The 13,920-nt window shown below is 63.4% G+C and carries 13 protein-coding genes; 10 read left to right on the forward strand and 3 right to left on the reverse strand.

What is annotated here, in order from left to right; all coding sequences use genetic code 11:
* Positions 1 to 85 precede the first annotated feature (85 nt).
* The 3 genes from U0O11_RS09210 to madM all read left to right on the forward strand — a co-directional run bounded on the left by U0O11_RS09210 (position 86) and on the right by madM (position 3,146).
* Positions 86 to 1,645, forward strand: a complete 1,560-nt coding sequence (locus tag U0O11_RS09210; RefSeq protein WP_324689539.1) for a malonate--CoA ligase — start codon at positions 86 to 88, stop codon at positions 1,643 to 1,645.
* A gap of 246 nt (positions 1,646 to 1,891) precedes the next feature.
* Positions 1,892 to 2,374 carry a malonate transporter subunit MadL gene (madL, locus tag U0O11_RS09215; RefSeq protein ID WP_175090149.1) on the forward strand — a complete coding sequence of 161 codons (483 nt, stop codon included), beginning with the start codon at positions 1,892 to 1,894 and terminating at the stop codon, positions 2,372 to 2,374.
* Between the two features lie 10 nt (positions 2,375 to 2,384).
* Positions 2,385 to 3,146, forward strand: a complete 762-nt coding sequence (gene madM, locus U0O11_RS09220; protein WP_175090148.1) for a malonate transporter subunit MadM — start codon at positions 2,385 to 2,387, stop codon at positions 3,144 to 3,146.
* A 190-nt stretch (positions 3,147 to 3,336) separates the two neighbouring features.
* On the opposite strand, the gene U0O11_RS09225 is transcribed toward madM, so the two are convergent.
* Both U0O11_RS09225 and U0O11_RS09230 read right to left on the reverse strand, forming a co-directional pair.
* Entirely contained in the window at positions 3,337 to 4,188 is an 852-nt protein-coding gene (locus tag U0O11_RS09225) for an alpha/beta hydrolase (RefSeq protein ID WP_324689541.1), read from the reverse strand.
* Between the two features lie 103 nt (positions 4,189 to 4,291).
* Positions 4,292 to 6,451 (reverse strand): TonB-dependent siderophore receptor, encoded by a 2,160-nt coding sequence (locus U0O11_RS09230; RefSeq protein ID WP_324689543.1) that lies wholly within the window; start codon positions 6,449 to 6,451, stop codon positions 4,292 to 4,294.
* An 18-nt stretch (positions 6,452 to 6,469) separates the two neighbouring features.
* Between U0O11_RS09230 and U0O11_RS09235 the strand changes: the two genes are divergently transcribed.
* A complete protein-coding gene (locus tag U0O11_RS09235) occupies positions 6,470 to 7,261 on the forward strand; it encodes a hypothetical protein (protein WP_324689545.1) in 792 nt (263 codons plus the stop codon).
* Between the two features lie 6 nt (positions 7,262 to 7,267).
* A complete protein-coding gene (locus U0O11_RS17645) occupies positions 7,268 to 7,429 on the forward strand; it encodes a helix-turn-helix domain-containing protein (protein ID WP_442872625.1) in 162 nt (53 codons plus the stop codon).
* 46 nt (positions 7,430 to 7,475) lie between these two features.
* Here the strand turns inward: U0O11_RS17645 and U0O11_RS09240 are convergent, their stop codons facing one another.
* Positions 7,476 to 8,282 (reverse strand): alpha/beta fold hydrolase, encoded by an 807-nt coding sequence (locus U0O11_RS09240; protein ID WP_324689547.1) that lies wholly within the window; start codon positions 8,280 to 8,282, stop codon positions 7,476 to 7,478.
* Positions 8,283 to 8,538: 256 nt separating this feature from the next.
* Between U0O11_RS09240 and U0O11_RS09245 the strand changes: the two genes are divergently transcribed.
* From U0O11_RS09245 to U0O11_RS09265, 5 genes are all read left to right on the forward strand, one after another.
* Positions 8,539 to 9,846, forward strand: coding sequence for an O-acetylhomoserine aminocarboxypropyltransferase/cysteine synthase family protein (locus U0O11_RS09245; RefSeq protein ID WP_324692508.1), 1,308 nt, complete (start codon positions 8,539 to 8,541; stop codon positions 9,844 to 9,846).
* A gap of 355 nt (positions 9,847 to 10,201) precedes the next feature.
* Positions 10,202 to 11,179 carry a TRAP transporter substrate-binding protein gene (locus tag U0O11_RS09250; RefSeq protein ID WP_324689549.1) on the forward strand — a complete coding sequence of 326 codons (978 nt, stop codon included), beginning with the start codon at positions 10,202 to 10,204 and terminating at the stop codon, positions 11,177 to 11,179.
* 2 nt (positions 11,180 to 11,181) lie between these two features.
* Positions 11,182 to 11,763: a TRAP transporter small permease gene (locus tag U0O11_RS09255; protein WP_324689551.1), complete on the forward strand. Its 582-nt coding sequence runs from the start codon at positions 11,182 to 11,184 to the stop codon at positions 11,761 to 11,763.
* Positions 11,760 to 13,049: a TRAP transporter large permease gene (locus U0O11_RS09260; RefSeq protein WP_054556959.1), complete on the forward strand. Its 1,290-nt coding sequence runs from the start codon at positions 11,760 to 11,762 to the stop codon at positions 13,047 to 13,049. Before U0O11_RS09255 ends, U0O11_RS09260 begins: the two co-directional genes overlap by 4 nt.
* Positions 13,050 to 13,052: 3 nt before the next feature.
* The gene (locus U0O11_RS09265) at positions 13,053 to 13,850 is read left to right on the forward strand and encodes an aldolase/citrate lyase family protein (protein ID WP_324689555.1); all 798 of its coding nucleotides are present in this window, start codon (positions 13,053 to 13,055) and stop codon (positions 13,848 to 13,850) included.
* Positions 13,851 to 13,920 lie beyond the last annotated feature (70 nt).

Here is a 13,920-nt window from a genome sequence, read left to right on the forward strand (position 1 = left end):
AGCCGCTCGAAAAATGATTCGCCCGTCAGGCACGCCGCCTGCCGGAGCACGCCTCACCACAAAAACAATGCCATTGGAGCCAATGATGTCTCACGCCGACCACGCCAACCTCTATCTGCAATTCGCGCGCAACTTCGATGAGCGCCCGGATGCCACCCTCCTCGACACCGTCGAAGGTCACGGCTACACCTTCGCCGAGGCACGCACCGCCGCCGGCCAGATGGCCACTGCCCTGCGCGAGCTGGGCGTGGCACCGGGCGACCGCGTCGCGGTGCAGATCGACAAGAGCTGCGAGACGGTCATCCTGTATCTGGCCTGCCTGCAGGTCGGTGCGGTCTATCTGCCGCTGAATACTGCCTATACCGGCGAGGAAATCCGCTACTTCCTGGGCGACGCCGGGCCGCACCTGTATGTCTGCCAGCCCAGAGTGCTGGAGACGGCGCGCGCACTGGGCAAGGAATGTGGTGTGCCGCGTGTCGAGAGTCTGGGCACCGAGCAGGACGGCAGTCTGATGGAGCAGGCGCGCCAGTGCAGCGTCAGCAGTGAAATCGAGCCGCGTGCCGCCGATGATCTCGCCGCCATCCTCTATACCTCCGGCACCACCGGGCGCAGCAAGGGCGCGATGCTGACCCACGCCAATCTGGCCTCCAACTGCCAGGCGCTGGCCGAAACCTGGCGCTTCACTGCTGATGACCATCTGATCCACGCCCTGCCCATCTTCCACACCCATGGCCTGTTCGTGGCCTGCAACATCGTGCTGACGGTGGGCGCCTCGATGACCTTCCTGCCGAAGTTCGATGCCGAGCAGATTCTGGATCTGATGCCGCGCGCCAGCGTGCTGATGGGCGTGCCGACCTTCTACACCCGACTGCTGGAGTCCGAGCGCCTCAATCGCGAGACGACCGCCGGCATGCGTCTGTTCGTCTCCGGTTCCGCACCGCTGCTCAGCGAGACCCACAGCGAATTCAGCGCACGCACCGGCCACGCGATTCTCGAACGCTACGGCATGACCGAGACCAACATGAACACCTCCAACCCCTACGATGGCGAGCGCCGTCCGGGCACGGTGGGCATGGCGCTGCCCGGCAGCGAAGTCCGCATCACCGACCGCGAGACAGGTGCCGTCCTACCGCGTGGCGAGACAGGTCTGATCGAGGTGCGCGGTACCAATGTCTTCAAGGGCTACTGGAAGATGCCGGAGAAGACCGCCAGCGAATTCCGCGAGGATGGCTTCTTCATCACCGGCGATCTAGGCCATATCGATGCCGATGGCTATCTGTGCATCAGCGGTCGCGACAAGGACCTGATCATCTCCGGCGGCTACAACATCTACCCGAAGGAGGTAGAGCTGCTGATCGATGACATGCCCGGCGTCAACGAATCGGCGGTGTTCGGCCTGCCGCATCCAGACTTCGGCGAAGGTGTCTGCGCGGTGGTGGTCATGCAGCCCGGCCACCAGGGCAGTCTCGATGAAGCGGCGGTGCTCGCCGCCCTCAGCGACAAGCTGGCCCGCTACAAGCAGCCCAAGCGCGTGTTCTTCATCGACAGCCTGCCACGCAACGTGATGGGCAAGGTACAGAAGAAACAGTTGCGCGAGGAGTATGCCGAGCTGTTCGCCCCTGAGCCGGCCCGTTCACACGGCTGAGCCACCCCTGGCAGGCCTGATACTCGATACATTCGTGCCATGGCATGGCGTGACGCCATCACGTCATGCCGGTGGGTTCACTCACCCTCAAGCCCAGCAAAGGACAGACACAGGACGCGCAAAAGTCAGTCACAAGACACGCAACGCCAGGCCAGCCAACCTGGATAAAGAGACAAGTCAGATAGACGACAAGACGCCACACTGATTCACCACCACTTCACCACAACAACAAGAAGGTATTACGCCATGGTGATCTACGGAGTTGCCCTGCTCGCAGGGTGCATGATGGCCGGTCTCGTGATCGGGGATCTGCTCGGAGAAATGCTCAATATCGATTCCAATCTCGGCGGTGTCGGCATCGCCATGCTGCTGCTCATCTTCATCACCGGCGTGCTGAAGGACCGCGGCAAGATGGCCGACAGCACCGCCAGTGGCATCAATTTCTGGAACGCGATGTACATCCCCATCGTGGTCGCGATGGCCGCCAGCCAGAACGTGGTCGCAGCCTTCAGTGGTGGCATGGTCGCGCTGGTCGCGGGCGTACTGGCCGTGGTGCTGGGGCTGGCCCTCGTGCCGCTGCTGACCGGCAAGCGCCCCGAAAATGCGCTGGAAGATGACCCGCTGGCCGGCGAGACCCGCTACACGCCGACCAGAACCTCAGTGACGACGGGTGCCCCGGTGCTGGACCGCAATCGCCACGCTTCCTCCACACCTGCGCACAAACTCTGAGGGCTGACCCATGATCGATTCACTCGTCCAACTGTTCGACAAGTATCATCTGGTCGCTGCCTTCGCCGTGATCGGCCTGGCGATGTATGTCGCCTACTGGATCAGCAACAACCTGACCCACGGCAAGCTACACGGCTCCGCCATCGCCATCATCCTCGGCCTGGTGCTGGCCTATGTGGGCGGCGCGACCACCGGCGGCAGCAAGGGCCTCTCGGATGTCACGCTGTTCTCGGGGCTTGGCCTGATGGGTGGCGGCATGCTGCGTGATCTCGCGATCATCGCCACCGCCTACGGGGTCAACCTGCGGGAAATCCGTCAGACCGGCTTTCGGGGTGTCGTGGCGCTGTTCGTCGGCGTGCTGATCTCCTTCGTCGCCGGTGGCGGGGTCGCCATCGCCTTCGGCTATACCGATCCTGTCGATATCACCACCATCGGCGCAGGCGCGGTCACCTATATCGTCGGCCCGGTCACCGGGGCAACGCTCGGGGCCAGCTCCGAAGTGGTCGCGCTGTCGATTGCCGCCGGGCTGGTGAAATCGATCCTGACCATGGTGGCCACGCCGATGACGGCGCGCCTGATCGGGCTCGACAACCCCCGCTCCGCGATGATCTTCGGCGGCCTGATCGGCACCACCAGCGGCGTCGCGGCCGGTCTCGCCGCCACCGATGCCCGCCTGGTGCCCTACGGCGCGATGACGGCCACCTTCTACACCGGCCTGGGCATTCTGCTCGCCCCGACGGTGCTGTTCCTCGCGGTGCGTGCGGTGATGTAAGCATCGCTCTGACAAGCAAGCATCGCTCTGACACGAGAGGCTATGACACGAACCGCTCTGAACAAGCGGCGCTGAAACAAGACGACGGCGGCATCAGCAAGGACAAAACGTCCCACGCTGATGCCGCCGTCGTGTTGTTACTGTCTAGCGGCTTCCTCTCCCATGCACGCTCTCACGCAGGCAAGCCTGATCAGCGTGCCCCCGACAACATTTCCATCACCGAGCGCGCGGCGGGCCACATCACGCTGCCGTGGTCTTCGCCTGCATAACGCCGCCATTGCACCTCGATCTGCGGGCAGCGCTCGCCCAACTGGCGGGCATAGGCATGGGCGTTGTCGATCATCGCGCGCTTAACACGCTGTCTGTCCCGCTCTGGGTCATTACGCTGTGGCTGCGGCGATTGCTCGCGTCCGCCAGCGGCAATCAATACCGGGCCCGTCGCCTCGGAGCAGACAAGACGCAGCGGCCAGTTGGCCTGATCATTCTCCTGCAGCCACCACAGCGAAGGGCTGATCGCGAAGATGGCGCCAAAGGCCTCGGGCGCCTGCTGCTGGGCATGAAGTGCGAACAGGCCGCCAAGCGAGTGACCGACCAGTGCAGGCCGCTCGAGATCGAGCGGATAGCGTGAGGCCAGTTCAGACGGCAGAGCCTGGGTCAGATAGGCGAGAAAATCTTCACCACCGCCCGTGCCCTCAGGGGCCGTGCCGCTGGTGAGCGGTGGCGTGAAGTCCTTGAAGTGCAGCGTCGTGACGGTACCCCGCGCCGCCTCTGCCTGCTCGTCAGTGCCCGCATAGCCGACCGCGACGATGGCGAGATCTGACGGCGCCTTGTCAAAGCCACGGCGACCCAGTACGTCCCGCGCCGCCGTGAACAGGTCCAGGTAGCGATTGCCATCCAGCACCAGCAGTACCGGATAACCTCCCTGAGGCGGCGCGACCTGCGGCAGCGCCACCTGGATCAGATAATCGTGCCCCGTGAGACGCGAATGCTGGGTGAAAGAGGTCGTGGTGCCTGGCAGCGCATCATCAGCGGTGTGAGCCATGGCCAAGGCCGGCATGCAGACAGTACCGGTAGTCAGCATATGAGGCCCCAGGCCTGTCGCCGGACGAATAGCCTCACGCGTGCTCGCAATCCGAGACGCATCATCAGAACTCGTACTTCATGGTCGCGACGGCGCTGGCTGGGCGTCCCACGAAGTTGAAGACACTGGCCGAACCGGCGCGCACGTAATATTCACGATCGAACAGGTTGTAGACGTTGAGCTGGCCACTGAGTCTGGGCGTGAACTGATAGCCCAGCATGGCATCGAACACGGCATAGCCCGGCGCATGGATGGTGCCCTGGGTGCTGTCGAAATCGCTCAGCGCCGTCGTGCCGGCACCGACGGACACGCCATCCAGCAGGTTGCCCTCGAAGCGATACTGGGTCCACAGATTGACCATGTTGTTGGGCATCAGCAGCGCATCGGAGCTGCCGGCTTCCAGCACCTCGGAGTCCATGTAGGTGTAGCCGAAGATGACATCCCACTGCGGCGTGATGTTGCCGGCCAGTTCAAGCTCGGCGCCGGTGATGCGCATCTTGCCGGAATCCACCGAATAACTGACGCTACCATCGGTCGAGCATGCCGCGCGGTGGCTATCGGTCAGCTGGAAGCCGCTGATGCGTGCATTCAGCGCACCATCCAGATAGCTGCCCTTGATCCCGATCTCGTATTGCTCGCCTTCGCGCGGGTCGATTAGATTGCCATCTTCACTGGTCTGCGGCTCGAAGACCTTGGAATAGCTGGCGTAGATAGAGTGGTCGGCATCCAGGTCATACACGAGTCCGCCATAGGGCGTGAACGCGGTGTCCTGCATGTCGCTGCTACCGCCGTTGAGCTTGTCTTCGGTCTCGGCCGAGAACTGGCTGACGCGCGCACCCAGTATCACTGCCAGCGGTGCCACGGGACGCAGTGTCACCTTGCCGTACAGGCCCTGCTCTTCCAGGGTGGTCTCGGTGCGCGACAGGCTGTAACCGCTCACGCCATCACGGGCATTGCCGAGAATGTCGACATAGGCGAGGTTGTTCAGCTCGCTGATGCTGGCGCCGGAGCCGGTCAGGTTGCTGGTGCGCGCTGCGGTGGTGTCCGATTCCGATGTCTTGTAATCGACCCCGACCACGAATTCGTTCTGGTTGCCGAAGGCATCGAAGCCCTGGGTGTAGCTGGCGTCCACGCTCACCGAGGTCTCATCGGTGAAACCGGCATAACCCGCGACACTGCTCAAGTCGCCGGTATCGCTCAGTGCCGAGCCGCTGTAGGCGTATTCATAATCCGCTTTGCGATCACTGTAACGCGCCGCCAGCCGGCCATAGCCGCGTGAGCTGAAGCGGTGGGTCAGCTCGGCGATCACATCGGTGGAATCACTCTCGAAGCTATTCCAGTCAGCGCCGTAGAATGCCGAACGGCGGCCATAGGTGAAGTTGTTGTCTCCATCCACCGGCTGACCCTGATTGACGGTGATGTCCTTGGTGTTGTGGATCACCCCCAGTGACAGCTCGGTATTCTCATCCAGATCGATATCCAGCGCGCCATAGAAATCATTCAGCGTGTTGTCATTGTCATCCACCCATTGCGCCTGCTCGGTGGAGCGTGTCACCAGGCGGCCGCGGATACGGCCCTGCTCATCGATGGGCCCGGAGATATCGACACTGACGCTTCGGTCTTCCAGCTTCCCGACACTGCCGCTGATGGAGCCCTGGAAGGTATCGGTCGGGCGCTTGCGCACCAGATTGATCACTCCGCCCAGCTCACTGGTGCTGTTGAACAGGGCGGACGGCCCACGCATCACCTCGACCCGGTCGATGGCGGTCAGGGAAGGCACCGAGCCCGTCAGACTCGACATCGGTGCGGGCAGCCCATCGATGCTGTAGGCATCGTATTCATAGCCGCGCGCGAAGATCGACGAGCGACCGCTGTCATTGTTCAGCACCCGCACACCCGGCGTACGTGCCGCCAGCTGATCAAGCGTGATGAAGTTCTGGTCCTCGATGGCGTCATGGGTCACCACGCTCACCGACTGCGGGATGTCGCGCAGCGAGGCCGGCACCTTCGAGCCCACCGTGGCAGCGTCAACACTGTAGCCGCCGCTCTGCTCACTGGACGCCATGTCATACAGACGCAGTCCCGTCACCCGCTGGGTATCCAGCACCATCGTCGCGTCTTCCGCCTGTGCCGGCAGACTGACCAGCACCACACCTGCCCCGATCATCAGACGACGCGTGCCTGCCCCGCACAGACCGCGACCTCGTGCATTCACCTTCTTCATCGTGTCCCCTTTCCTGTCGTGTCCTGGATCATCGAGCTCGACCACGTGCATCGCATGGCGCGCGCGCTGACCAGCGACCACCAATGCCAGCCTGCAGAGGGCCAGTCCGCTGACGGCGCCTTGATCGGCAACATGCATCTACAGGAAGCGCAGCCGGGACTGTTCATGCGCCTCAACCGTGTGCGCAAGCTAGCGGATCTGATGATTCGCTCCCGCATCGAGCCATCGCTGAAGATCGCGGTGGTGTGGCGTGGGGAGCCAGAGGTCAGTTTCGGGCCACACTGCCATGCGCTGAAGCCGGGGCGTGCACTGTGCATCGCTCTGGACGAGCCCACTGAATTCCGACTGAACAGTCTCAAGGGGGCCCACGAACACAGCGCCATCCTGACGCTGACGCCGGCCTGGCTGAAATGGCACCTGAACGCCTCACGTGCCAGTGAGGTGATGTCCCACATGCGCCATCTGGCGCATTTCCACTGGTGGCCGTCCCCGCGTCTGCTGGAACGATTGGACACCTTCAGCCGACAGCGACCCACCTACCCGGTCCAGCGTCTGGGAATCGAATCGCTGGCGCTGGAGATGATCAGTGAATGCCTGACGGCCAGACCCGCCCAGACGGGTACCGGGGAAAGGCATCCTCCCCGGGAGACGGCAGACTGGAAGGAAACGCTGGAAGACTGGATCCACAACGGGGAAGTCGCCTATCAAAGTCAGGCGGAGATCGCCGCTCGTCTGGGCATGAGCGTGCGCCAGTTGCAGCGCCGCTATCGCGACGCCTACGGCCAGACCATGACGCAGGACCTGAGATGACGACAGTTGGTCCGTGCCGCTCACCTGCTTCAGGACCGCAATGTCACGGTGGAGGCCGCGGCCGAAATGGCGGGGTATCGCAGCGCCGCCAATTTCGCCACCGCCTTTCGTCGCCAGTTTGGCGTGCCACCCAGTCAGCGGCCTGTCATTGACAACAGCGCGGTGTAGGGTGAGTCGACATGCAAGGGGGACGGTCAGGGCAAGGCGCTGGATGTCAGGCGCAAGCGGCAAGGAAGCGAACAAGTCGTGTCATCACTTCCTCTGGCTGTTCGCGATGCGGAACATGTCCGCAGTCGTCGAGAAGATGCAGCTCAGCGCCGCGCCCCGCGTTCTCTGTCAGGCGCGCCGGCTGGGTAGCACTTCCGTACTCATCCTGCGCGCCATGGATCACCAGCAGCGGACAACGCAACGCTGCCAGAGAGGCATCGAGACACCAGTCACGGAAAGCGGGGGCCAGCCAACTATCGATCCAGGCGCTGAGCACCCACTCGGTCCTGGATCCGTGATATCGGGCAAGTCGTGCGCGCTGGTCGGGCTCGGCAAACAGGCGTTGCGCTTCACGGATACCGTTCAGGGTCAGCTCCTCGACCATCGCCTGCGCCGCCAGCGTGATGACAGCCTGACAACGCGCATGATGTGTCGCGGCGCCGGCGATGGCCATGCCCCCGCCGACACTGTGGCCAAGCAGGATGAAGCGCTCCAGCGCGAGCCCTTCGATCACGGCCTGCAAGTCGCCACAAGCCTCCTGCTCGATGAAATCCAGCGGCATGGAGTGATGGCGTGCCTCCGAACGGCCGAAGCCTGCCCGGTCGTAGGCGATTACCTCGCGTCCGCTACTGGCCGACAGCGTTGCAGGAAAGCCTCGCCACAGCGCCACGCAGCCCAGTGAGTCATGCAGCAGAATGATGGGCGCACGCACTGGGTTAATGGCCGGGACGGCAGGCTGCCATCGGGCCACGAACAACGCACCATACGGGCCTTGCAACCAGTTCTGCTGGCATATGATGTCTTGTGATGTCACATCCATGTCTCCTGTGCCCACCATGATGGAATCTCCGAGCTGTTGCTCTCAAGACACTGCCACAGCCCGCGCCGGGAAACGCTTAGACATCCTGATGAGCCATTGCTAATGTTGGGCGTCGTCGCGGTATGCACCCTGTTGGTGTTGGCGGCAGATCGCAGCCGCACGATCGCAAACAGCACGAACGAAAAGCGCACGACACAACAAGAACTTCGCCACGCTCTCGCACAAGGACACTGTCATGTCGGTTGACAACATGAAGCTGGAATCCCTCGCCCTGCATCACGGCTATACCTCGGAAGCCACCACCAAGGCCGCGGCGGTGCCGATCTACCAGACCACTTCCTACACCTTCGATGATACCCAGCACGGCGCGGATCTCTTCGACCTCAAGGTGCCGGGCAATATCTATACCCGCATCATGAACCCGACCAATGACGTGCTGGAGCAACGCATGGCCGCCGTCGAAGGCGGTATCGCGGCGCTGGCGGTGTCCTCCGGCATGGCGGCGATCACCTATGCCATCCAGGCGCTGGTGCAGGTCGGCGACAACATCGTCAGCACCAGCCAGCTGTATGGCGGCACCTACAACCTCTTCGCCCACAGCCTGCCGCGTCAGGGAGTCGAGGTACGCATGGCAGCCTTTGATGATTTCGAAGGCCTCGAAGCACTGATCGATGATAGGACCCGCGCCGTCTTCTGCGAATCCATCGGCAACCCTGCCGGCAACATCGTCGATCTCGCGCGTCTGGCCGAGATCGCTCACAAGCATGGCGTGCCACTCATCGTCGACAATACCGTCGCCACGCCAGTGCTGTGCCGCGCCTTCGATCACGGCGCCGATATCGTGATTCATTCGCTGACCAAGTACATCGGCGGCCACGGGACCACCGTGGGTGGCATCATCATCGATTCCGGCAAGTTCGACTGGGTCGCCAACAAGGACCGCTTCCCGATCCTCAACGAGCCGGACCCCTCCTACCACGGCGTCGTCTACACCGAAGCCTTCGGCCCGGCTGCCTATATCGGGCGTTGCCGCGTGGTGCCGCTGCGCAATACCGGCGCGGCACTGTCACCGCAGAGCGCCTTCCTGCTGTTGCAGGGCCTGGAAACCCTCAGCCTGCGCATGGAGCGCCACTGCAGCAATGCGCTCGCACTGGCCGAATACCTGCAACAGCACCCGAGCGTCAGCTGGGTCAACTACGGCGCCCTGCCGGAAAGCCCCTATCACGCCACCTGCCAGAAGATCACCGGCGGCAAGGCCTCCGGCATCATCAGTTTCGGCATCAAGACGGACGCGACAGGTGACGACAAGGCCGAAGCCGGACGCATCGCCGGCGGCAAGTTCATCGATGCACTGCAGATGATTCTGCGCCTGGTCAATATCGGCGATGCCAAGTCGCTGGCCTGTCACCCGGCCTCCACCACTCACCGCCAGCTCAACGAGGAAGAACTGGCCAAGGCCGGTGTCTCGGCGGATCTGGTGCGCATCTCGGTGGGGATCGAGCACATCGACGACATCATCGCCGATGTCAGCCAGGCACTGGACAAGGCGGTGGCCTGACGCGGGAGCGGTTCTTAAACGACAGTCAGGCGACATTGAGGTGCCAACCAGGCCGCCTCAGTGATATCTCAGCGCCCGCGAAGACACGTCTCTTCGCGGGCGCTTTGTGTTGCGTGCCCCGATGACTGCTGCTGCGCCCAGCCCTGCCAGAACTGCAATGAGCAGCAAATCAAGATAACGGTATATCAAAGGACTGGACTACAGGATTGGCGAGCCATCGAGACCCAGCATAAATCTGGTTAATACCAAGAATAAAAAATCGAAACTACCGAAATACACGAACAGAACACACTCTTGGATCAAGGCGCACACAGAGGCGCCTGTCACAACGATAACAACTCCAAGAGGTGTCCCGATGAAGCGTACCCTGCTGACCGCTGCAATTGCCGCTACCGTTATCCTGCCGCTGAGCGCCGCTCAGGCTCAGGATATCAAGCTCGGCCACGTGCTGGCGCCCACCCATAGCTGGAACATCGCTGCGGAAGGTTTTGCCAAGGATGTCGCCGAGGCCACTAATGGCCGCGTCAATTTCCAGGTCTTCCCCAGCGGACAGCTCGGCAACGAGAAGACGGTCGTGGAAGGCATGCAGATCGGCAGCGTGCCGGCTGGCGTGATCGGCTGTGGCTCCTTCCAGCCGCTGGATGCCCGCTTCGGCATCGTCGAACTGCCCTACTCCTGGCCGGACCGCGAACACGCCTACGCCGCCTACGATGGCAAGCTGGGCGATGCGCTCGAGGACGTCGCCGACGAGCACAACATGAAGATCCTGTCGTGGTGGGAAAACGGCTTCCGTCACGTCACCAACAACCGTGGCCCCATCACCACCCCGGAAGACCTCGCGGGCCTCAAGATTCGCGTCACGCCGGACAAGATGCGTCTGGATACCTTCACCGCACTGGGTTCCAGCCCGGCGCCGCTGTCCTTCGGTGAGCTCTACTCCGCGCTTCAGCAGGGCGTGTTCGATGCCCAGGAAAACCCGCTGGCCATCATCTATTCCTCTTCCTTCAGCGAAGTGCAGGACTACGTCTCCCTCACCGGTCACGTCTGGGCACCGGCGTGTCTGACCATCTCCAACTTCACCTGGAACCAGCTCTCCGAGCAGGATCAGGCCGCGGTGCAGAAGAGCGCCGATGAATGGCGTGACAAGCAGCGCGCGATGACCCAGAAGGATGACGCCGAGCTGGTCGCCAAGCTGGAAGAGGCAGGCATGCAGGTCAACGAGGTCGACACCGCACCCTTCAATGCCAAGGTGCAGGGTGTCTGGGCCGAGTACACCGACGTCTTCGGGCCTGAGCTGATGGGCCTGGTCGAGCAATACCGCAAGGGCGAGTAACGATGTCTTCCGCCTCTCCCTCCGTCAAGCCGCAGGCCGTGTTGTGTGTCGTGCGTACCTTGATGATCACCCTCTCACGTTGGAGCTGCCGGGGCTGTCTGGCCCTGGCTGCCAGCGGAGTCGCCGCGCTGTCGGCACTGGTGATCTGGACCGTCTTCATGCGCTGGATCATGGGCCAGCCGCCGCACTGGGCAGAAGAGTTGCCGCAGCTGGTGCTGGTATGGACCACCCTGCTGGCCGCGGTGTCCTGCACCCGTAACCGCACTCACCTGAGTGCGGGCCTGCTGCCGCTGCTGGTGCGCTCGGTGCGTATCCAGCGCATCACCGGACGCATCACTGACGCCATGATCCTGATCATGCTGCTGTTGCTGGCCAAGGCAGGCATGGACCTGAGTGCCATCACGATGCGTCAGACCACCACCGCGCTGCAGATTCCGGCCGGTATCGTCTATCTGTCCGTGCCGCTGTGCTGCACCGCGATGGCACTGGTACAGCTGGAGCACCTGCTGACGCCGACCGCAACCTCCCGTGACACCCTGGCCGATGACGCCACGTCATCCCCACGCCAAGGAGATGCCTCATGACTCTCGGCGCACTGGCTCTGCTCGGCGTATTCGCGCTCGGCATCCTCATCGACATTCCCATCGCCTTCGCGCTATTGATGTCGGCCCTCTTCTACCTGCTGGCCTTCGGTGCCGCGCCCATGATGGTCTCGGCGCAGCAATTCGTGGCTGGGATGGAAAGCTTCACCCTGCTGGCGATCCCGCTGTTCGTGCTCGCCGCCCAGTTGATGAACCGCGCCGGTCTGACCGAACGCCTGGTACGCCTGTGCATGGCGATGGTCGGTGACATCCGCGGAGGCCTGGCGGTGGTCGCGGTACTCGCCTGCATGATGTTCGGCGCGCTGTCCGGCTCCGGCGTGGCGGACGTGATCGCCATCGGCAGCATGCTGCTGCCCACCATGGCCCGCAACGGCTATGACAAGGGCTTCAGCAGTGCGCTGGTCGGTACCGCCAGCTCCATCGGCACCGTGATTCCGCCCAGCATCGTGATGATCGTCTACGGCACCACCTCCAATACCTCGGTGGGCCAGCTGTTCATGGGCGGCATCATCCCCGGCCTGATGCTGACCGTCGCGCTGGTCGGCGTCGCCCTCTACATGTCACGCAAGCATGGCTGGTCGGGCGGTGTCGCGGCCCGTGTGCCCGGCGAGCGTCGCCGCGCACTGCTCAGCGCCATGCCGGCCCTGATGGTGCCGGTGATGATCATCGGCGGGATCCGCTTCGGGGTCTTCACGCCCACCGAAGCCGCCGCCTCCGCGATTCTCTACGCCATCATCATCGGCACCTGTGTCTATCGCAGCCTGACCTGGCGCGGCTTCCTGGACAGCGTCCGTGCAACCGCCGAGACCACCGGCGCCATCCTGCTGATCATCGGTGCGGCCGGCATGTTCGCCTGGGGCCTGACCTACGAGCAGGTGCCGCAGGCCATCGCCCAGCTGATCGGCGAATTCACCGACAGCCGCATCAGCGTCCTGCTGCTGCTGACCGCCGTGCTGCTGGTGCTGGGGTCCTTCATGGAAAGCGTGGCGATCATCATCATCGTGACACCCATCGTGATGCCACTGCTGGCGCAATACGGCATCAGCCCGGTGCACTTCGGGGTACTGCTGACCGTCAATCTGGCCATCGGCGCCAATACGCCGCCGCTGGGGATCGATCTGATGGCCGCCTGTCGCATCGCCGGCATCAACGTCAGCGACTCGCTGCGCCCGCTGGGCCTGATGCTGGGCGCGATGCTGACCGTGCTGATGCTGATCACCTTCATTCCGGAACTCGTGCTGTTCCTACCCAACCTGATGGAGGGCTGAGTGATGACCACCGCCATGGACCACAAGCTTCCCCAGCGCTGGCTGTTCGTGCCGGGTGACGACGACGCCCGTCTGCAGGCCGCCCTCACCAGCGGCGCCGATGCCATCGTGGTCGATCTCGAAGAGTTCACCCCGGCCGCCGGACGCAAGCTTGCCATCAGTCGCTTCGCCGACTTCGCCAGACGCGCCCGTGCCCTGAAGGTGTGGCCGTGCGTGCGTCTCAACCGGCTCACGCAGGGCGGACATGACGAACTGGCCGAACTGATCAGCACCACCCAAGGCGATTCCAGCGGGTCTCCCGCCGCCATCTTCCTGCCTGCCGTCGAGCAACGCGCCCAGCTGGCAGCGCTGGATGCCGCCCTGGCCGAGCAGGAAGCGCTGCGCGGCCTGCCACGGGGCAGCCTGAAGAGCGTCGCGACACTGGAAAGCCAGGCCGGACTGCTGGCCGCAGAGGAACTGCTCGCCCCCGGCGATGATACGCCACGCCTGTTGGGCGCACTGATCGGTACCGGAGATCTGGCCGCGGATCTGGGCCTGATGCCCAACCAGCCTGTCGCCACCATCACCGAGACCCTCAAGCCGTGGCGCGCGCGGCTGGCGAAGGTCTGCCAGCGCCATGAACGACTGGCCATCGATGGCCCATGGCGCTGGCAACACGGGCTGGGCACCGACCAGCACTGGGCCAATCAGCAGGGGCTGCAGGCGCGTTGCGTCATCCACCCCGAACAGCTCGAAGCGCTTTATGACTTGATGCCCGCTCGCGGCGCTGGCCCGAGGCCCGCTGATGGGGCGGAGACCTGATGCCCGCCGACAGCACCGCGTCGCAGTTCTGAAAGGCGGCCCTGCCGAGCGCGCACCGAATTCATTGCCG

Origin of the sequence: Cobetia sp. D5 (assembly GCF_035666195.1) — a bacterium.
GTDB classification, from domain to species: domain Bacteria; phylum Pseudomonadota; class Gammaproteobacteria; order Pseudomonadales; family Halomonadaceae; genus Cobetia; species Cobetia amphilecti.